Origin of the sequence: Streptomyces sp. NPDC090022 (assembly GCF_044748145.1) — a bacterium.
Lineage (GTDB): Bacteria > Actinomycetota > Actinomycetes > Streptomycetales > Streptomycetaceae > Streptomyces.
Window position 1 is genome coordinate 71,469 of record NZ_JBIVFN010000029.1, and the last position, 18,657, is coordinate 90,125.

18 protein-coding genes and 1 pseudogene are annotated in these 18,657 nt (G+C 70.1%); 3 read left to right on the top strand and 16 right to left on the bottom strand.

Annotated features, from left to right (window positions below):
• Positions 1 to 66 precede the first annotated feature (66 nt).
• Entirely contained in the window at positions 67 to 417 is a 351-nt protein-coding gene (locus tag ACIPXB_RS32365; protein WP_401455720.1) for a winged helix-turn-helix transcriptional regulator, read from the bottom strand.
• Between the two features lie 52 nt (positions 418 to 469).
• Between ACIPXB_RS32365 and ACIPXB_RS32370 the strand changes: the two genes are divergently transcribed.
• Both ACIPXB_RS32370 and ACIPXB_RS32375 read left to right on the top strand, forming a co-directional pair.
• Positions 470 to 1,357: an NAD(P)-dependent oxidoreductase gene (locus tag ACIPXB_RS32370; protein WP_401455722.1), complete on the top strand. Its 888-nt coding sequence runs from the start codon at positions 470 to 472 to the stop codon at positions 1,355 to 1,357.
• Between the two features lie 51 nt (positions 1,358 to 1,408).
• Entirely contained in the window at positions 1,409 to 1,606 is a 198-nt protein-coding gene (locus ACIPXB_RS32375) for a hypothetical protein (RefSeq protein ID WP_401455724.1), read from the top strand.
• An 86-nt stretch (positions 1,607 to 1,692) separates the two neighbouring features.
• Here ACIPXB_RS32375 and ACIPXB_RS32380 read toward each other — a convergent pair whose 3' ends face one another.
• The 3 genes from ACIPXB_RS32380 to ACIPXB_RS32390 form a co-directional block, all read right to left on the bottom strand.
• Positions 1,693 to 3,732, bottom strand: coding sequence for a HelD family protein (locus ACIPXB_RS32380; RefSeq protein ID WP_401455726.1), 2,040 nt, complete (start codon positions 3,730 to 3,732; stop codon positions 1,693 to 1,695).
• 329 nt (positions 3,733 to 4,061) lie between these two features.
• Positions 4,062 to 4,442: a hypothetical protein gene (locus ACIPXB_RS32385; protein ID WP_401455728.1), complete on the bottom strand. Its 381-nt coding sequence runs from the start codon at positions 4,440 to 4,442 to the stop codon at positions 4,062 to 4,064.
• Between the two features lie 408 nt (positions 4,443 to 4,850).
• Complete coding sequence (locus ACIPXB_RS32390) at positions 4,851 to 5,627, bottom strand: alpha/beta fold hydrolase (protein ID WP_401455730.1); 777 nt, start codon at positions 5,625 to 5,627, stop codon at positions 4,851 to 4,853.
• A gap of 136 nt (positions 5,628 to 5,763) precedes the next feature.
• On the opposite strand from ACIPXB_RS32390, the gene ACIPXB_RS32395 reads away from it, so the two are divergent.
• Positions 5,764 to 6,303, top strand: a complete 540-nt coding sequence (locus tag ACIPXB_RS32395) for a PadR family transcriptional regulator (RefSeq protein WP_401455756.1) — start codon at positions 5,764 to 5,766, stop codon at positions 6,301 to 6,303.
• A gap of 518 nt (positions 6,304 to 6,821) precedes the next feature.
• Here ACIPXB_RS32395 and ACIPXB_RS32400 read toward each other — a convergent pair.
• The 12 genes and pseudogenes from ACIPXB_RS32400 to ACIPXB_RS32455 form a co-directional block, all read right to left on the bottom strand.
• Entirely contained in the window at positions 6,822 to 7,235 is a 414-nt protein-coding gene (locus ACIPXB_RS32400; RefSeq protein ID WP_401455731.1) for a VOC family protein, read from the bottom strand.
• A gap of 138 nt (positions 7,236 to 7,373) precedes the next feature.
• A complete protein-coding gene (locus ACIPXB_RS32405) occupies positions 7,374 to 8,051 on the bottom strand; it encodes a glyoxalase (protein ID WP_401455733.1) in 678 nt (225 codons plus the stop codon).
• Positions 8,051 to 8,608: a helix-turn-helix transcriptional regulator gene (locus ACIPXB_RS32410; protein WP_401455735.1), complete on the bottom strand. Its 558-nt coding sequence runs from the start codon at positions 8,606 to 8,608 to the stop codon at positions 8,051 to 8,053. Before ACIPXB_RS32410 ends, ACIPXB_RS32405 begins: the two co-directional genes overlap by 1 nt.
• Before the next feature lie 171 nt (positions 8,609 to 8,779).
• Positions 8,780 to 9,190, bottom strand: a complete 411-nt coding sequence (locus tag ACIPXB_RS32415; RefSeq protein WP_401455737.1) for a VOC family protein — start codon at positions 9,188 to 9,190, stop codon at positions 8,780 to 8,782.
• A 550-nt stretch (positions 9,191 to 9,740) separates the two neighbouring features.
• Complete coding sequence (locus ACIPXB_RS32420) at positions 9,741 to 11,411, bottom strand: hypothetical protein (RefSeq protein ID WP_401455739.1); 1,671 nt, start codon at positions 11,409 to 11,411, stop codon at positions 9,741 to 9,743.
• Complete coding sequence (locus ACIPXB_RS32425; RefSeq protein WP_401455741.1) at positions 11,411 to 12,076, bottom strand: hypothetical protein; 666 nt, start codon at positions 12,074 to 12,076, stop codon at positions 11,411 to 11,413. Before ACIPXB_RS32425 ends, ACIPXB_RS32420 begins: the two co-directional genes overlap by 1 nt.
• Positions 12,077 to 12,681: 605 nt before the next feature.
• A pseudogene (locus ACIPXB_RS32430) lies at positions 12,682 to 12,786 on the bottom strand (GNAT family N-acetyltransferase); the annotation flags it as partial.
• 84 nt (positions 12,787 to 12,870) lie between these two features.
• On the bottom strand, positions 12,871 to 13,386 hold the full coding sequence (locus tag ACIPXB_RS32435) for a GNAT family N-acetyltransferase (RefSeq protein ID WP_401455743.1): 516 nt from the start codon (positions 13,384 to 13,386) through the stop codon (positions 12,871 to 12,873).
• A 663-nt stretch (positions 13,387 to 14,049) separates the two neighbouring features.
• Positions 14,050 to 14,394: a hypothetical protein gene (locus tag ACIPXB_RS32440; protein WP_401455745.1), complete on the bottom strand. Its 345-nt coding sequence runs from the start codon at positions 14,392 to 14,394 to the stop codon at positions 14,050 to 14,052.
• A 767-nt stretch (positions 14,395 to 15,161) separates the two neighbouring features.
• Positions 15,162 to 16,388 carry a serpin family protein gene (locus ACIPXB_RS32445; RefSeq protein ID WP_401455746.1) on the bottom strand — a complete coding sequence of 409 codons (1,227 nt, stop codon included), beginning with the start codon at positions 16,386 to 16,388 and terminating at the stop codon, positions 15,162 to 15,164.
• A 484-nt stretch (positions 16,389 to 16,872) separates the two neighbouring features.
• Positions 16,873 to 17,091 carry a hypothetical protein gene (locus ACIPXB_RS32450; protein ID WP_401455748.1) on the bottom strand — a complete coding sequence of 73 codons (219 nt, stop codon included), beginning with the start codon at positions 17,089 to 17,091 and terminating at the stop codon, positions 16,873 to 16,875.
• Positions 17,092 to 17,595: 504 nt separating this feature from the next.
• Positions 17,596 to 18,468, bottom strand: coding sequence for a hypothetical protein (locus ACIPXB_RS32455; RefSeq protein ID WP_401455751.1), 873 nt, complete (start codon positions 18,466 to 18,468; stop codon positions 17,596 to 17,598).
• Positions 18,469 to 18,657: the final 189 nt, after the last annotated feature.

Consider the following 18,657-nt stretch of genomic DNA (forward strand, 5'->3'; position numbering starts at 1 on the left):
GCGTGTAGGCCGGAGGGGCCGCAGGAACCAGACCGGAGAGGAGGTGCGGCGTGCACCGAGCCCACATCAGGACGCCGCACGCTCCTCGCCCAGCCGCTCGATGCGGCGGTGGCCCCAGTCCGACAGGGGGGCCAGCAACTGCGAGAGTTCCCGGCCGAACGGGGTCAGGGAGTACACCGTCTTCAGAGGGCGCTCGTCGTATACCTCCCGGTGTACCAGTCCGTCGGTCTCCATCTCGCGAAGCTGCTGGGTCAGCACTTTCTCGCTGAGGCCCTCGAAGCGCCGGCGTAGCTCGCCCGGACGCTGAGGGCCGGACTCGAGCATCCACAGCAGGGTTGTCTTCCACTTCCCGTCGATCACGGCGATCGCGGCGGTCACCCCGCAGACCTGCGTGTCCTCAGCACGGCTGCGCGTCATCGCCGTCCCCTCTTCTCATCCTTGTTCGTCGCTTTCCTACCAGGAGCTGAGCATGTCCTCACCCACCGAAGCCCCCGCCGTCACCGTACTCGGACTCGGACCGATGGGCCGCGCCCTGGCCGGCGCGTTCGTGAACGCCGGCTTGCGCACGACCGTCTGGAACCGGACGCCGGGCCGCGCCGCCGCCCTCGTGGCCCGGGGCGCCGTCAGTGCCGCCGAGGCGCAGGAGGCGGTCGCCGCGAGCCCCCTGACCGTGGTCTGTGTGGTGGACTACGACGCCGCGGACTCCGTGCTGCGGCGCGAGGCCGTCACCGCCGCGCTGCGCGGCCGCACGGTGGTCAATCTGAGCGCCGACACTCCCGACCGGGCCCGGGACGCCGCGGCGTGGGCGGCCTCGCACGGCGTCCGGTACCTCGACGGCGCCATCATGACGCCGACCACGACCATCGGCACACCACAGGCGGTCATCCTCACCAGTGGCCCGGCCGACCTCCACCAGGAGCACCTTCCGGTACTGGAGGCACTGGGCGGGTCCCTGACCCACGTCGGTGAGGAGATCGGCCTGGCCGCGGCCCACGACATCGCACTGCTCGACATCTTCTGGACCGCGATGACGGGCTACGCACACGCCCTGGCCGTCGCGCGGGCGGAGGGCATCGGCGCCCGCCGACTGGCGCCCTTCGCACAGGGCATCGCCGCCATCCTCCCGCCGATCTTCGCGGAGATGGCGGGCCAGGTGGACGACGGCGACTTCAGTGGCGAGGAGAGCCCGCTCACCTCCGCCGCGTCCTCGATGGCGCACATCGCCCACACCTCCGAGGCGCACGGCATCGAAGCGGGAACGATGCGCGCGGCACAGGCACTGGTCCGGCGCGCCATCGACGAGGGGCACGGCGGCGACGGGTTCACCCGGATCGCCGAACTCCTCGGCCGCCGCTGAGGAGGTCAAGCTGGTCAGGTGCTGGCTCCGGGCGTCTGGAACGATGTGTCCGTGCATGCTGATGATCAGGCCGGCTGCCCTTGCGGAAGCGAGGAGTTCGAGGCCGCGGTCGCGGTCTCGCTCGGCCATGACGGCTCGGTCCGTTGGGTGACCATGGGCCTGCGGTGCATCAAGGATGGTTTCTGCGGGGTCTATGCCGACGGGAACATCGACTACGGACCGACGGATCACCTGCTGACCATGGTCTAGGTCGCCACCAACCCCCCCGGATCATCAACAACAAGGGGGGAAGCCATGCCGGACCCGAGTTGCGCACCGCGGCCGGCGGAGGGGCGTCAGGCGGACTGGACGGTGATGGTGCACAGGCGCTTGGTGGCCCGGGTCAGGGCCACGTACACGTCCCTGTCCCCACCGGGGCGGGCCGTGGTGATCTCCTCGGGGTTCATGACGACGACCCCGTCGAACTCCAGGCCGCGTGCTTCGGACGCCGGTACGACGCGTGCGTGGTGAGCGACGCCCCGGGCCGTCAGCTCGTTCACCAGCGCGCTCACCCTGGTGTCCGCGCAGATCACCCCCAGGAGCTCGCCCGGGCGCGCGGTGCCCTGGGCGCGGATTTCCTCGATGACGGCGGGGACCAGCCCGTCCGGAGGCGTGGTCACGGTGCGCGGGCTCTCACCGCTGCGCAGCGACCGTGTGGGCTTCTGGTCCGGAGCGATCCGCGTGAGCAGGTCCCGGACGCCCTCCAGGATCTCCTGCGTGGTGCGGTAGCTGACGGTCAGGTTGTGCAGTGCGAACCGCGGTCCGACGTGCGGAATCAGCGCTTCCTTCCAGTCGCGTGCGCTCGCGACCGGGCCTGCCTGGGCGAAGTCACCCACCAGCGTCATCGCCCTCGCCGGGCAGCGGCGGACGAGCATCCGCCACTGCATGGCGGTCAGTTCCTGCGCCTCGTCGACGACGACGTGCCCGTACGTCCGCTCGGGCGGACCGTCGACCAGGCTCGCCGCCTCGTCCAGCAACGGCACATCGGCATCGGTCCACGGTTCGTCCGGACCGCGCAGCAGAAGGGACCGCTCCTGCGCGGTCAGACGGGGCAGGAGCTCGGTGAGGGCGCCGTCGTTCGTCAGGAGCGCCTGCACGAGGTCACCGGGTGCCAGCCGCGGCCACAACACCTCGACCGCTCGGTCGACGCCGGCGTCGTCGAGGAGATCGGCTCCGATGGCGTCCAGGTCCAGCTCGTGGACCGGACCCGAGTCGGCCGCCCCTTCCGCGCGGCGCTGGGAGGCTCCCGTGAACCGGTCGAGGTCGATGCCCGTCATCGCCTCGGCATCGGCGTCGATCTGCTCCAGGAGATCGCCCATGTCCCGTTGCATCGCGTCGGTGACGGCGTCGACCAAGAGCTCCTTGAACACCTGCCGCGCGGGGTTGTGCCCCGGTACGGCCGCCACGGCGGCGTCGCGTGCCGTGGCGACTTCCTCGCCGGACAGGCGAACCATTTCCTGTCCGACCCGCACGGTGAAGTCACCGGCGGGGGCCTGGTGGACGCGCAGCAGGCCGGCCAAGGCGTCGGCGAGGTCGGAACCGCCCTTGAGACGCGCCGTGTCGTACGGGTCCGCCGTGTCCGTGGACACTCCGGCCAGTTCCCGGCAGGTCGCCAGCACGACGTCGTTCTCGCCGAGCGAGGGAAGGACCTGGGAGATGTAGTCGAGGAACCGGGCGTTCGGGCCCACCACCAGGACGCCCTCCTGCGCGGCGCGCGGGAACGCGTACAGGACGTAGGCCGCCCGGTGCAGGGCGACCACCGTCTTGCCGGTGCCGGGCCCGCCCTGCACCACGGTCACCCCGCGGTGGGCGGAGCGGACGATCTCGTCCTGCTCGGCCTGCAGCGTCGCGACGGCCGCCTGCATCCTGCCCGTGCGCCGTGCCGACAGGGCCTCGGTCAACGGGCCGTCCCCCACGACGTCCTCGTCGGTCGGGGCGGTCCCGTCCAGCAGTTCGTCGCTCACCGAGACGACCGTGCGCTCCTCGAGGCGCAGGTGCCGGCGCCGCCGCAGGTCCATGGGGTGGGCCGGGGTCGCCTCGTAGAAGGGCCGCGCCGCGTTCGCTCGCCAGTCCACGAGCAGAGGCAGGTCGTCCTCCTCCGTATGCAGTCCGATCCGCCCGATGTGCAGGGCCGTGCCGTCCGTCCCGTCGATGCGCCCGAAGACCAGCCCCTTTTCGGCGCCCTCCAGCCGGCCGATTTCCTTGGCCACACGCTCGGCGGTGTTTTCTCTCTCGTATGCCTCACCGGCGCTTTCCGCCGGAGCCTTCAGCACATGCGCTCGGTGCGCTCGCGCCTCGGAAATCCGCTCGGTGAGCAACTCGTATAAGGAGGACACATGATCCCGCTCCAACTCAACCGCACGCACAGCGGGATCATTCCTTTTCGACACCAGGGGGCTCCTTCGATTCGAGCCACACCGTACGGTCAAAATCCCCCAAAGGTAAGTCTTGACTTACTTGTTGGATCCATGTCCCTGCGGCTGAAACCGCGACGGCTGACCATAGGGCATCCATTCCGCCGTTCCGCAAACCGCACCGGCACCGAGCGGCAGACCGGCATTACCGACGTCGTGGGGGGAGAGGGGGCGTGCGCGCGGGATCCACCGGGCGCACGCCCCGACCCGCCCCGGATCCAACCCGCCCGGACGGATGGGAGAGATCAACCTCAGCTGCGGGCCGTGATGACCGATCCGTAGGAGCCCCTGACCTTGACATCCACGCCGCGCTCGGCGGGGAAGGTGAACTTGGCGACCTGGTACGTCTGCCCGCTCGCGTTCTTCGCCCTGATCACGACCCGCTGGTCGTCGTTCTCCACATGGACGAGCGAGCAGTAGCCCTTCTTCAGCCACGCGCTCTTCCAGCCGTAGTCACCCGGAGCGGCCGGGAACTCCGCCTGGACGGTGAAGTCGGTTCCGTTGTTGCAGATGCTGAACAGGCGCGGCGTGGCGGCGGATGCGGAAGTGGCCGGAACCAGCGTGGCCGTCGCCGTGACCACCGTGGCCGCCGCGACGCGCGCCGACCAGATCTTCAAGCTGCTCTTCTTCATCGGTCTCCTCAATCACCAACAAAATGCTGTGCGTTGGAATCGTAAGCAGACCTTCTTCCGCCAACGGCCGACTCTGCCTTACCGAATCCTTACGTATCTCCGTTGCGTCGAGCCGCCGCGCCCCGCCTGTCCTCGACGTGGACGACGTGCAGCCCGCCGACGATCCCGCATGGGCCGGGCCGAATTCCCTCAGGATCCCGGTGGCCTGTTCCGCCAGATCTCCATCCGGAGCCGTCAGCACGACGCACCTGCCGTGCTCGAACAGCACCCAGGACGTGCGGGGGTCGGCGAGAAGCCGCTGCCGGACGTCTGTCAGTTCTTCGGTGATCATGGCCGTCATGGTGCCGCGGAGCACTGACACGGGGCCCTGCCATGCCAGGCAGCGCCCGGCGTTCATCTCCCGCTGTGTCAGACCTCTCGCAGGGCGCGGGCGGTCGCCTGGGCGAAGGCCTCCGGATTGTCCAGCATGATGTTGTGCCCGCAGTCCGGGATCGACACCACCTCGACTCCCGCCGCCACGAGTTCCCGCGCGCCGGGAAGCGGTCCGTCGGCCTCGGGCAGCAGGCAGGTGCGGGGGATCGGCAGGGTCGTCAGCATCTCGCGTATGCCCGGTGTGGTGCCGAGGGCCCGGTGCACCGCGCTGCGGTGGAGTGCCTCGCGCCCGGCCAGCCGCATGGTGGACCACCAGTGCGGTCCGACGTTCTCGCGGACCTGGCGCCACCCGCCGGCGAGGAACTCCTCCTCGGTGTACGCGGCGATGCCGCTCGCCCCGGGCCTGCCGTGCCCCACGGGCACCGGGTCGAGGGTGGCGTCGACCAGGACGAGCCGGCCGGCCAGGTGCGGGTGGCGGGCGGCCAGCGCGATGGCCACCGCGCCGCCCATGCTGTGCCCGATGACGTCCGCCGCCCGGACCCCGGCCGCCTCCAGGGCCGTGGCCACGGCGTCGGCGTGGTCCTCCAGCGTGTACGCGAAGTCGGTGGGGCGGTCGCTGATGCCGAAGCCCAGCAAGTCGACCAGGAGCGAGCGGTGGCCGGCCAGGGCCGGGTGCGCGGCGGAGGCCGCGAAGTACGGTGCGGCGCTGGCGCCGAGCCCGTGCAGGTAGACACGGGTGGTACGCCGGGGGTCTCCGGGCATCTCCACCCAGCGGATTCGCGCCCCTTGGACAGTCACCTGAGCGTCACGCATGACCTCTCCTCCTCGATCACTAGTTCCGTCTGCCCGGTCGCCGGTCGCCGGTCGCCGACGGCCCGGGCCAATCGAAAGCATCGCCCAGACTATACATCGGCGCCGATGTATACAGGTGGTGAGGCATGATGGCATGGTGTTGGAACTGGCGATCCTGGGATTCCTGTACGAGCAGCCGCTGCACGGCTACGAGCTGAAGAAGCGCGTCGCGCACCTGACCGGCCACGTCCGGCCGATCGCCGACGGCACGCTCTACCCGGCCATCAAGCGACTCGAGAGGGCCGGGCTGCTGAGCCGTCAGACCGAGCCCGGCACCCGGGCGGCACCCCGGCACGTCCTCACCCTGACCGGTGAGGGACGCGAAGGGCTGCGCCGCCGCCTGCGTGAGGCCGACGGCGTCGAGATCAGCGACGAGAACCACTGGTTCACCGTCCTCGCCTTCCTGCGCCACCTCGAGGACCCCGGCGAGCAGTCCGCGGTCCTCCGCCGCCGCCTGGCCTTCCTCCAGGAGCCGAGCAGCTTCTTCTACGAGGGCGAGCGCCCGCTGCGCGCGGCGGAGTTCGACGACCCCTTCCGCCGAGGCCTGCTGACCATCGCCCGCGCCACCAGCCGCGCCGAGCTGCACTGGCTGGACACCACCCTGAAGGCACTCACCTCCGAGCCCGACACGAACTGACGCTCCCGTCCGACGGCGTGGTGCGCGCGCACTCGGACTTCGCCCGGACCTCGCCCGGACCTCGCCCGGGGCCCGACAGGTCCGGCGTTCTCCTGCGCCGCGTGCGGCGGCCGGTCGGCCGTAGTGCTTGATCAGTGCCCCTACCGAGGGTCACGGGCTCAGCCGGCACCGAGCTGGGACTGGTCACCGTTGGCTTCGAAGAGCTTCAGGGAGGCGTGGATGCTCTTGAGGTCGGCGGCGGCACCGCTGAGTTCCACAGTGCCGCCTGCGCCGGGGCTTGCGCCTCCGCGGGAGGAGCCTCGGCCTCTCCCAGGTCAAGAACCCCGTTCTCACCTTGGGTTCTGCCGCGCAGGCGGTTGACCGCCGCCGCCCCCGCCGATCGCGCTGACAGGCTACCGCTCCGTTGCCGGCCGGACACGGACTTGGGGAACGTCGCTACAGCGGTTGCCGGCTCCCCACGGATCCGGCCTGCCCAGCGCTCCGACAGTCGCTCCCACGTCCCGCACCGGGACCGTCGACTATTCCGCGTAGGGCTGATCGGTTCCCTGGGCGCTGTAGCCGACACTCCAGATGTAGCCCTCCGGGTCGGCGAACGTGCCGCCGTACCCGCCCCACGGCAGAGCACCGGCGGGCTTGTGGATCGTGGCACCGGCCTTCCGGGCGTCCGCCATGATCTCCTCGACCCGTGCCTCACTGCGGACGACGTACGTCAGGACCAGCCCGCTGAAGCCGCTGCCTTCCGGGTCCGTGCCCACCTGGTCGGCCAGACCCTCACGACCGTAGAAGCCGACCGGCGAGGCGCCGTCCGAGTCGAAGAACACCGAGATGCCGTAGTCGTTCTGGATCTTCCAGCCGAGCCCTTCCGTGTAGAACTGCTTGGCCCGGTCCATGTCCCGGACACCGAGGAGGATGGAGCTGACGTGCGCTTTCATGCCGTACTCCTTGCGTTGTAGAGGTGGAGGTAGAGGTAGAGGTAGAGCCAGAGCCGGAGATGCCGGACTACCGGCCAGGGCCAGGCCGTCTCACCGGTGGCGCGTGTCCGCCGGCCGATCGGCAGGACGAGCCGGAAGTCAGGACGGCGTGGGGGCGAGCGGAGCGGCAGCCTCCCAGGCGAACCCGTCCGGGTCGGCGAAGGCGTCGAAGGCGTCGGCGGCGGCGCCACCGAGGACGATGCGGTGCGAGCCGGTGCCGTCGACGGGGACCCCGAGGTCCTTGGCCAGGGCGCGGCGCTTGTACAGCGCCAGCGTGACGGTGCTGGACCCACCGGGGGCGAACTCGACGTACTTGCCGCCGACGCTCTTGGCCACGGCCAGCCCCCGGCCGGCGTAGAACTGCTTGGTGGCCTTCACGTCCTCGACGCCGAGCAGCAGGACGACCGCGTCGATCTCGCGCGTGGCAGGGCCGGTGTCCTTCTTCGCCGAGGTCGCGATCTTCCAGATCGTCCCGTCCGGGGCCCGGACCACGCCGCTGTAGCCCCACAGCGACGTGGCGGCGGGTTTCAGGACCGTGGCGCCGGCGTCCACGGCGGCGCCGACGAGGCCGTCGACGGTGGTCGGCCCGGACACCGTGAGCGCCAGGGTGAAGCCGCGGAATCCGGTGGAGTGCGCCTCGGACGCCCGCAGGCGTACGTACGCGTCCACGCCGAAGGCGCTGTAGAAGCGGCGGGCAGCCTCGGGGTCGGCCACCTCAAGGGTGACGGAGGCGAGGGACGTGACAGCTGTGGTGGAAGTGGTGGTTGCCATGACCATCACGCTAGGGGCTGCGCGGCGGCCGGGGCTTCTCGATTCCTGACCGGTCTGGAGACCTGCTTCGCCAGGCACGCCGGCATCCCCTCCACCTTGATCGCCGATCCCGCGTCGCGGGCCGTACCGGCGGCACCGGCAGGTCCGACCGCCGCATCCGCCACACCCACCACACCCGCCACATCAGCCACATCCGCCGCCTGGCGCCGGAAGGCCCCGGGCGGCATGCCGACGAGCTCGGTGAAGCGGGTGGTGAACGTACCCAGCGACGCGCAGCCGACCGCGAAGCAGACCTCGGTGACGCTGAGGTCGCCCCGACGCAGCAGCGCCGCCGCCCGCTCGATGCGACGCGTCATCAGATACGCGTACGGCGACTCACCGTAGGCGGCCCGGAACTGCCGACTCAGGTGCCCGGCGGACATGTTCACGTCACGGGCGAGCGCCTCCACGTTCAGCGGCTGCGCGTACTCCCTGTCGATCCGGTCGCGGACGCGGCGCAACCGTGCGAGATCGGCCAGGCGCTGCGCCTGGACGCGCGCACGCCGCCACTCGGGCTTGGTCATGAGAACCCTCCCCTTCGTCTTCCTCTTCCTTTGCCACCGACGTCTTCGGGCGTCCGGGGTGCCCGCTGGGGCAGGCACCCCGGACGCCCGGTGGTGTGGACCGGCCACCGGACGCGACCCGCCCGGTCCAGCACACGCCGGACCGACGCGCCGCCGCGGCCCTCGCTCGGCTCAGCGCAGTTCCTGGATGCGGATCAGGTTGCCCGCGGGGTCGCGGAACGCGCAGTCGCGGACGCCGTACGGCTGCTCGGTCGGCTCCTGGACGACCTCGGTATCACCGGCCTGCACCTTCTCGAACGTGGCGTCGAGGTCCGGAGTGGCCAGCAGGATCCATCCGTACGTGCCCTTGGCCATCATCTCGGTGATCGTGCGGCGCTCGTCCTCGGTGATGCCGGGATCGGCGGCGGGCGGCGCCAGGAGGATCGACGTACCCGGCTGACCGGCCGGGCCGACGGTGATCCAGCGCATCCTGCCCTGCCCGACATCGCTGCGGACCTCGAAGCCGAGGACGTCGCGGTAGAAGGCGAGCGACGCGTCCGGGTCGTCGTGCGGAAGGGAAGTCGTGTGAATGGTGATGTCCATGGCAAGCAGGCTAGGCGCGGCTCCATGCACCGCGCTTCTCGATTCCTGATCGATCCGGAGACGTCCGTGCGTTCACGGGCATCGGCGAACTGCCCACCTACGCGCGCGGCCGTCGGGGAAGTCCACCGGGACACTGCCCGAACGACGGCATGGTGATGCAACCGAGGTCCGCGTTCCCCCATACGAAGATCGGCCAGGCCGACAAGCTCCTGTGGCGGCCGGGAAGGCACCGCCGCCACCGCGCGGACTGGGTGGGGCCGCGTACGACCACGCGACCGCCGCGGTGCAGTTGCGGTGGTGGGGGACCGTGGCCCGGTACCCGTCCAGGCGTCAGCTCACCCAGCTCATCGGGCGGATGACCCAGGCCCCGTCCGCTGCCGTCGGCTGAGACCGAGCCTGCCCCGACCTGCGCAGCCATGCGCAGCCGGTCACCACTCGCGGTCGCCCAGCGCGGGTGTCCTAGCCGTTGCCAGAGCGGCAGCGGACGGTTGGTCGGCGCCTGCGCCGACGCCGTGAACGGCGGATCCTGCTATGGCATCGCTCGGACCGTCTAACTGGAGGTCTTCACCACCTGGAACGAGGCCACGCCGCCGTCGGACTGGAGCATGTAGGCCAGGCCGCCGTATCCGGGGGTGGGCAGGATGCCTTGGGACATCGCGTCGACGTAGTCGGAGTGGGCGAGTTCCCTGCCCGTGGCGGCGTCGCGCCAGATGAACTGCTCACCATAGACCGCCGCGCCGGCTCCGAAGACGTCCAGCGGCCTGGCGACGTCCATCCTGGAGCTGAGCACGACCCGCTGGTTCTTGGGGCCGAAGAGGGTGAAGAAGCTGAAGGTCCGCTGGTCGATGGGGCCCCACGCCATCGCGAGCTCCCCGGTGTCAGGGTTGATGCGCACCGCGGCGACCTTCCCCACACCGGTGTCGGCCTGGTAGATCGTGTTCGTCACCGGATCGCAGGCGACCTTGGAGGGCCAGAAACTCTTCTTGGCGCTGCCGATCGGGATCGCGGTGATCCGGTGGAGGTCGTCGGCGTTGTCCTGGTTGACCGCGACGATGCTGGACGCGGCGGTGGAGGGGCCCCCGTTGGTGTTGAAGACGACCCACTTGCCCAAAACGCAGGGCGCACTGCCTGCGGTCTGGCCCGATTGCAGGTAGCTGGGGTACCAGTCCTTGTCGAAGGTGAGCTTCTTCGCGTCCGGGTCCCACTGCACGCGCATCTCGTTGGTGTTGCCGGTCATGTAGATGTACGTCCGGCCGTTGCTGGTCCCGACGGTGTTGCGGCCGCCGACCTGCTGGGGCAGCGTGATCGAGTCGAGGATCGTCATCGTGTCCGGGTCGAGGGCGACGACTTCGCTGTCGGGCTGCTTGCCCTTGCAGTCCAGCATTGCGGTGAAGCCCTGATCGGTGCACGGGGGCGACGAGGCGTCCGTGCCGGTGGTCAGGGGCCGGGTCTGGGTCTTGGTGATGGCCGTTCCGTCCGGCGTCGGGATGGTGGTCTCGAAGTTGACCCCCCTCGGGTCGGTCCCCTTCCCGACGGGCAGGTCGACGTCGGCCAGCAGTCTGCCCGTGGCCGGGTCGAGCTTGGCGATCCGGTGCCCGTAGCTCACGAGCAGGGCCGGGCGGCCGCTGGGTCCGACGACGTAGTTGATGCCGGAGAGCACCGTCCACTGGCCGGAGGCGTTGTAGTTGTCCAGCACGGTCTTCCACTGGATCTGCAGTGTCCTGGCGTCCAGCTTGGCCACGGCGTGGCCCTGGTTGACGCCGTAGCTGCCCTGCTGCCCGCTGCCGCAGCAGTACACGAACAGCTCCTCGGGGCTGCCGGTCACCGCGTTGAGGATGGAGCCGCCGACCTGGGTGGGCGACTGGTACGCCAGCACCTTGTTGTTGCCCGGGTTGGTGAAGTCGCCGGTGAACGTGGCGCAGGGGGAGGAGTTGCTGCGCGCCGCGTCGATGCCCTCCGCCGGGGTCATCGTCTTGAACAGGCCGGGATTGTCCGTCTTCTCGATGCAGTCCTGCTCCTTCGCCAGCACGCTCGCATCCCCCGTGAGCGGGGATCCGCCGGCCGCCTGGTAGTTCTTCACCTGGCGGCCCGCGGCATTGCTGAGGCTCTGCTCGACACCCGGCGTGCTGCCGGTCTTCGCCGGGATGAGCGTCACGGCCAGGACCACCAGGACCGCGAGCAGCACCTCACCGAGGCGCTTGACGACAGGCCAGATCCTCATCACGCCACCTCCGGGGTCCCGGGCGCCGCCGATACGGCCCGTGCCTGCCGGCGCTCGCCGAGTGCCATCGCGCCGCTTGCGAGGATCAGCCAGACGACGAGCGCGGCGGTCCAGCACCAGCGCCCCAGTGCTCCGGTGGCGGCGTTGAGGACGTTCGCGGTGAAGAAGGGCGTCATGAACGCGCAGGCACACAGCAGCGCGGCGACGGCCGCGAGCCAGCCCAGCCATTTCGCCATGACTCCGGTACGGAAGATCACCTTCGCCACGCCGAAGAAGAAGACCGAGTACACGCCGCCGCCGAAGGCCGTCAGCAGGGCCGAGGCGACGTAGAGCGTGGAGACGTTGACGGCCTGATCGGTGGTGGTGCTCAGGCCGGACGTAGCCGTCAGCGCCAGCCCCGTGAGGACCAGCACGGAGCCGGCGACCCCGCCGACCAGGACGGTCATCGATCCTTGTCCCGGCGCCGGCTCGGCAGGGCGGAGCACGGCCCACAGGTGTGCCAGGAACCAGAGGAAGAGTGTGGTCCCGACCGCGGTCAGCAGCGCGCTGATCCGGATGGCGTCCAGGTTCTCGGCGAAGTAGGCCGGGGCGAACCGGGCATCACCGACGTCGGGGATCCCCGGGCTGCCGGTCGGGCTCGTCGTCAGGAAGACCACAAACGCCACCAGGAACAGAACCGCCGCCAGAAGCCCGATCCCGGCACCCGTACGCGACGCATCAGCTCCAGGGGCTCCTCTATGAGGTCGCTCCACAGGCCTTCCCTTCGAGAGCATCCGAGCCGGGACCGGGCGGGCGCGAGGCCGGCGCGGAACCCGGTCGTGCCTCAGCCTCCCGGACGCGTACCGGTCGCACATCCGCTGCTACTCCATCGGAGCGCCGGCGGATCCTCATCAGCGCCCGACCGGGTGAAGGGCCTGCTCACCCGGTCAGGGCCCGGCATGACCCGGTCGGCGGTCTCCCACGGGCAGCCTCGCAGCCGCCCGGCACCGCGTCGTAACCGACTCTCCAGACTCCGAGATCATCCCCGTTGCCCCTTTGGCGCGTATCTGGGTCACACCGCAGTCTCCATGCACTGACGCTGTCTCTCGTGAACATTCCGAGGCCCAGTGATCACCAGTTGCTGCCCGAACCAGCAGACAAACGCTGCTGCTGAACGTGAACAGAGCCACTTCGCGGAAGCTCGCGGCTCCTGCGCAGACGTGGCTGGAGTCATCACGTTCCTCCCCGCGCCGTGCGGTCGAACTGCATGCTCACGCTCATCACGCCGTCAGGGTCCACCGAGGTACGTGCGCACCTCCGATGAGGCGAACAGATCGATGAACGCCGCACGGTCCCGGGCCTCGGACGCGCGGAGCACAAGCCGATCGGTCCGTATCGGGGCCGGCGGCCAGACCCTGGGGCCCCGACGTCACGCCTTCAACCTCAGCGCCTCACACGGATGCGCCCAGCGACACCTGACTCACAGCATGCGCTGGTAGCGGAGCTCCGTGAGCGTGATCCCGTCGTAGACGTCGTCCTGAGCCGCACCATCGGCCTGATAGCCGGCCCGTTCGTAGAAACGCTGGGCTCGGTGGTTGTCACGCAGAACCCACAGAGCTGATGCCTCGAAGCCTTGGTCCTTCATCTGAGCATGAGCCTCATCCAAGAGGATCCGGCCGATGCCCTGCCCGATCAGATCCGGCAAGACGTACAGGGCGTAGACCTCACCGACCGGCCCCGGACCGGGTACCTCACCGCGATACGGCCCACAGCAGATCCACCCCACCGGGCCACGATCACCGAGCGCCACCAGATTTCGTGACTCTTGTCCGGGTTGAGAAAACCACTGCCGCCGTTGCGCGGCGTCGCCTTCCACCGACATGGCATCCAAATACGTCTGCGGAACGATGCCGGCGTACGCCGCCTGCCATCCCCGGACCCGGATTGCCGCAACGGCCTCGATGTCGGCCGCCTCCATCTCCCGCACGTGCGCCATCGCGCCACCGTAGACGCACGTGCGTAGCTGCGCGAGTCTGCTCCGGCACCGGGTGCCGTTGTCCCGGGCGCATGGCAGCAGAACGAGCGATCAGGTCGAGGTGGCTACGGGAAGCTGAGGACGTGGGCGTGGGTGGGTGCTGCCGGGCATGCGTGGATGCGGAGGTGTCCGCCGGCGAAGCAGACATCGGTCGGAGTGATGGTGGTTGGGGTCTCGTCGGGGTGGCGGTCTTCCAAGGGGGGCCCAGCTGATCGAGGAGCTGTCCCATTCGACGTAGTGCGCGGTGAGCAGGGGCGGCATGGACGTTGCGCATGCGGGGCGGTTGATGGGTTTGGGATCGGTGACGCTCCACGTGGCGAATCCACCGACCTTCCAACCGGGGGCAGGCGAGTGAGCGCTCGCGTAGTCCGCCGGGAAGTCTGCCGAGTCCTGGTCGTCCTGGTCGTCCTGGTCGTCCTGGTCGTCCTCGGCGTAGAGGGTTTCCTCCCAGCCGCCGATGGTTTGCTGTAGGTCTTCGGGGAGCAGGCCGATGTACTTGTGTTCCAGAACCTGTTCGGGGTCGAGGATGCACGGGGTCGGGACGCACTCCGGCCGGCCGGCCGACGACGGTCGGCTCCGGCTGTTCGGCCAGGACTTCCCGGATATCGGTGCTCCGCCGCCATTTCAGGACGACGTCGACGCTCGGCTCGGGACCTGCCCGTGGGTCTCGAAGGGGCACCAGAGGACCTGCAGAAGGTCGTGACAGGCCGGCCCGCGGAGGTCAGGGATGTCACGGGTCCACAACTGTGCGACCGCGAGCATCGGCACGGGATCCTCGTTACGGATCTCGGGGGCGTGGCTGCCAGGCTTGAGGGCGGCCAGGATCTCCAGTCCCGCGTCGGTCTTCCGCCGTCCCGCGGAGGCCGCGTGGACCTGCCGGGCCCGCCGTACGTCGGCAAGCCGGTAGCCGGTGCCCCTGGGGCGTACGGCCGTGCAGACCGGCCAGGGCTCATCGGCGGGCCAGAGCATGGGGCCGCCGATCCTGATGGGGGTGCAATCGGGGAGGCTCTGTATCTGGCCGCCGATCTGGGCTTCCTCCACGTAGCCGGGGTTTCATCCGCTGGCGGGTTCTGCTGGCGCTGCCCGCTGCCGTGCAGAATCTGAGCGTCGGCCTGGGCGACCAGGGCATCAGGGGCGTCCGCGTTCCGGCCTGCCTGCGCCACCTGCTCACGGTCTGACCTGGCTGCGGACCTGAGCCTCCGCTCGCATCCTCAGTGAGACCATGGCTTCCGGCTGGCTGTCCACGCACGCCGACTTCGACTCGGTCGCTGCCTTGGGCCGCGGGGCCGCGCAGCGCGCGGACTACCTCGGCGGCGTCCTGGTGGCCTCGGGACGTCTGCCCGCCCGACCCGACGCCGCGGCAGGCCCACCTTCCGCGCCTCGTCACCTCATGCGCCATGAGCGCAGTCGTTGGCTCCGGGACCAGGCGGGATGCACCCGGCCGACGCGTACTCCGCACACGAATGCTCGTTCTGGGACCGTCTGCCCCAGTGAACCTTTCCGCGCGTGCCGGCCGGCGTCGGCGTGGAACCGGGCCGTAGCCGGCCTCCTCACCGGGCAGGACGGCCCGAATCCGCCACCCCAGCCCGCACCCCAGCGGCCGCCTCGGTGCCGCTGTCCGGACGGGGCGGCGTCGGATACGTGCCACCGTTCGCGGAGACGACGGCCCTCGCGCCGCACGAGTCAGCGTCGCTCGGTCAGGCAAGATCGTCCAGCCACGGCGGCCTGTTGCGCGATCACTCCTCGTCCTGCCAGTCCTCCTCTCCCCAGACAGGGGCAAGCGGTTCGGCCATCCATCCCGCGGCGAGCACGAGCCGGGAGGACCGCTGCACAGCGAGGAAGCCGAAGGGCCGGTCGAACCGGAGGGCGATGGTCCGCACGTGGTACGGCGGTGGCGGTGCGATGCCCGCCCCGACCGCACCGAAAGCGGTCACGGCGGCGGCCTCGAACCCCTTCGCGTGGAACCGTGCCACAGCCGCCTGCCTGCCCGACTCGATGCAGAGCGGGTCGCGGCTGATCCCGGGGAAGTGACCGGGAGCATCGGGCGTGCGGGCCGTCTCCAAGCCGAACAGCCCGGCGTGCTCCAGGAGGTCGTTTTCAGCCTCGACGGAGAAGGCCACCGTGTCGACGGCCAGCCTCGGTTCGGGCCGGTACGCCGCCCGTCGGCCGATCCAGAGTCCCGGTCCGGGGGTGCCCCAGGGCAGGGTGAAGCCGTCCACCGACGGTATGGCACGGGTCACGGCGGCGATGCCGCCGGCCAGCACCATCCCGGCAGCGGAATCCGGGGCGCCGAGTACGAGGTGGACGTCCACTGCACCGTCGCCGACGACCTCGAGCACGGTGACGGGACCAGCGGGCGTCTCGGCGACCCGGACGCGGTGCAGCAGCGAGGTCGTGCGGTGCAGCCGGAGTACCTCTCGGTCGGCCCAAGGACCCTCAGCAGAAGTTTCCGGCCACTCCTGGAACGGCCGGACCCAGCGGAGCCGCAGCGCCAGGGCGGACGCCAGAACCAGCCTGGTGTACTCGGTCAGCTGCACCGGCATCCGCTCGATCAGGCCGCCCGTCCGCGCAGCCGTCCAGTCGTCGAGGAGCTTGCGGTCGGCAGCCCGATCACCGGAGAGCCTGCCGTGTGTCCCGTCGGGCAGCCGGGCCACCCAGTCCGGATCGAGCGGCAGGTCCGCCGGCGTCCAGAGCCCGGTGGCGGCCTCCAGGCCAGGTATGCACCCCAGGGTCGTCAGCAGCTCCCGGGACGCGGTGGAGGCCCGGTCCGCGGGTATGCCGAGGGCCTCGGCCAGCTCCTCCCGGGCCTGGCCGCCCGCGCCGTCCGCCAGCGAGGCGAGCAGCGGCCACACCCCGGCGGCGGTCAGGACCGTTCCCGTGCGGCCGTCGGGCGCGACCGAAGCCTCCGCCCAGCGGCTGGTCAGCCGGTTGACCGCGCGGATCGTCGAGTTCCTCATGCTCATACGCGGGAGCCTACGTGGAGGGCGCCGCCGGGCCGGAGCGGTTTTCCGCAGCCCCGCAGCCCCGCAGCCCCGCAGCCCTGCGGGGCGCGGGAGCGGGCAAGCAGCAGGATCCGCCTCAGGAGCGGTGCCGGCCTGGTGTCGTGCCCCTATGGGTTTCGTCAACCTGTGGGGGCGAACGCGGCGCCAGCGATCAAGCATGTGCCAACCAGCGGTTCCCCGCCATCGTGTACGCCACGAAATGCCGCCACAGCCGTGAAATCAGCCAGTGCTGCTCTTCGTTCCCCACTCGATTGCTGTCAGCACTCGAGGGCGCTGCGGCGGTCGCCCAACAGACGGCGACAGGCAGCCACGAAGAGGAGCTTCAGCGTTGGATCCGTCGCGCTCATGCGAGGGGGACGGTGACGACCGGTGTTCCTCGGAGAGGCGAACGACTGCGGCCGGCTGGAGGCTGAGCTGCAGAAGATCCGCCGCTACAAGATGATCACTACCGACGTTGGGCTGTGCGCCACGAGGCGCTGATGGATCTCGCGAGATGAGGGGCGGCCCGCAAGCTGCGCGGCGGCCCGTCGTCCCACGGGAAGTGCCCCTCGTGCTCGGCGAGGCCCACGGGGTGGTCGAGGATCGCGGCGACGAACAGCGCCGCGGGCGCGGTGACGGTGTACAGCGAGCCCTGGTGCAGCACGCCCATGTCCAACGCGGCCAATGCCTCGGACCGAACCTCGGAATCTTCGTCCACGAGAGCACAGGGAGACTGGTATGTCCTCGCCGGAGCCGTAGGCGTGCTTGGGATTCTCCCAGTCCGTCCTCAACAGCAGTTCTCGGGCCGCTGCCGGCAACCCGCTCAGGATCCGCGTCATGCGAGCACTCTCGCCATTCGTCACGCACACACCCTGCCAGCACCCACCGACAACGCCCCCTTCCAGGAAGCGGAACGAACGGGGAACACCCAGCTCAGCCCACGCGGGCGCCATACGGAACACTCAGCACGACAACTCCGATGCTCGTTGACAGAACCAGTGCTTGACAGAACCAGTGCTCAGAACCGGCCCAGCAGCAACGTCGAGCACGAACTCGCTCGCCTGCTCGCCTGCTCGCCTGCTCGCCTGCTCGCGTCGAGCAGTGCAACCTGTGCCTCGACCGCGGGTCCATCCCCGGTGTGGACAGATGGTTGCCGACCGGGTGGAAATGGTCTTTCCAGTGCTGGGTGTCAGCTGCTCAGGTCGAACACGCCCCACGCGGTGAACGGCTCGGCCTGGACGTAGATCCTGCCTCCCCGGCCGACGACCCGCCGGCGGCCGGGAACAGAGCCGTCGGGCAGAGTGAGCAGGCCGACATCCGTCGGCTCCACGGATGTTTCGGTGAGCTCTCCGTGGGCGAGTCGGTGGGGCTCCTCGCCGTAGCCACCGTAGAAGGCGACCCGCTCGCCGTGGACGGCAACCGCATGGGAGCCCCGTACGCGGTTCGCCCACACCCTCACCGGCCGATCGGTGCGGTCGGGGCGTATTTCGACGAGCGGGAAATCCGTGTACGGGCACGCCCAGGCCGCGGTGCCCGACACGTTCAGGGCGTAGCAGTCGAAGAGACCCGGGATGGCGGCGCCGTCTGACGTCCAGGCGAGTCGGCCCGTGGCGCTCCAACGGCGGATTCCCACGGGGTTCTCGTCGAAGTGCCCGACCCAGATATGGCCGGACTCGTCCACGAGCAGGTGCTCGATGGCGTCCCCGACGGAGAAGGACGACGTCTCGCGGCCGAGCGCGTCGAAGATCTGGACCTGGTTCGCGTCGTCGTGCCTGCGGGTGCGCGACGCGGCGACGACGAATCCGCCGTCGGGCAGGCGGTCAAGGTGCGGCCAGCGGGCCCGCACGGCGCTCAGCTCGGTGAGTTCGACGCTGCCGTCCGGATCGACGGAAACGACCAGCGCGTCGAAGGGCAGGAGGTCGACGCCGGGCTGCGGAGCGCGTTCGGCAAGCAGCCAGTGTGCGGTGCCGAAGACGTCGACGGTGCTGGTCAGGACATGGTGGTGGTTGTGGTGGGGCGTTCGGGGAAGGTGGGCGTAAGGAACGAGGGCGGTCTTTTGCACGGGCGGGCTCTCCTGGGCGGGCGGTCACGGCGTTCGGGCGCTGGGGTGAGCGGCGGTCGGCGGCGCGCGAGCGGTGGAGAGCGGGGCGGGGCGCCTAGGGCCTGTTGCGAAAGTGATCTTGTTCGTTGATGATCATTTGTCGTGGGACGGGGAGATCTGACGAACGGCCAGTGGGCCCGGCTTGAGCCG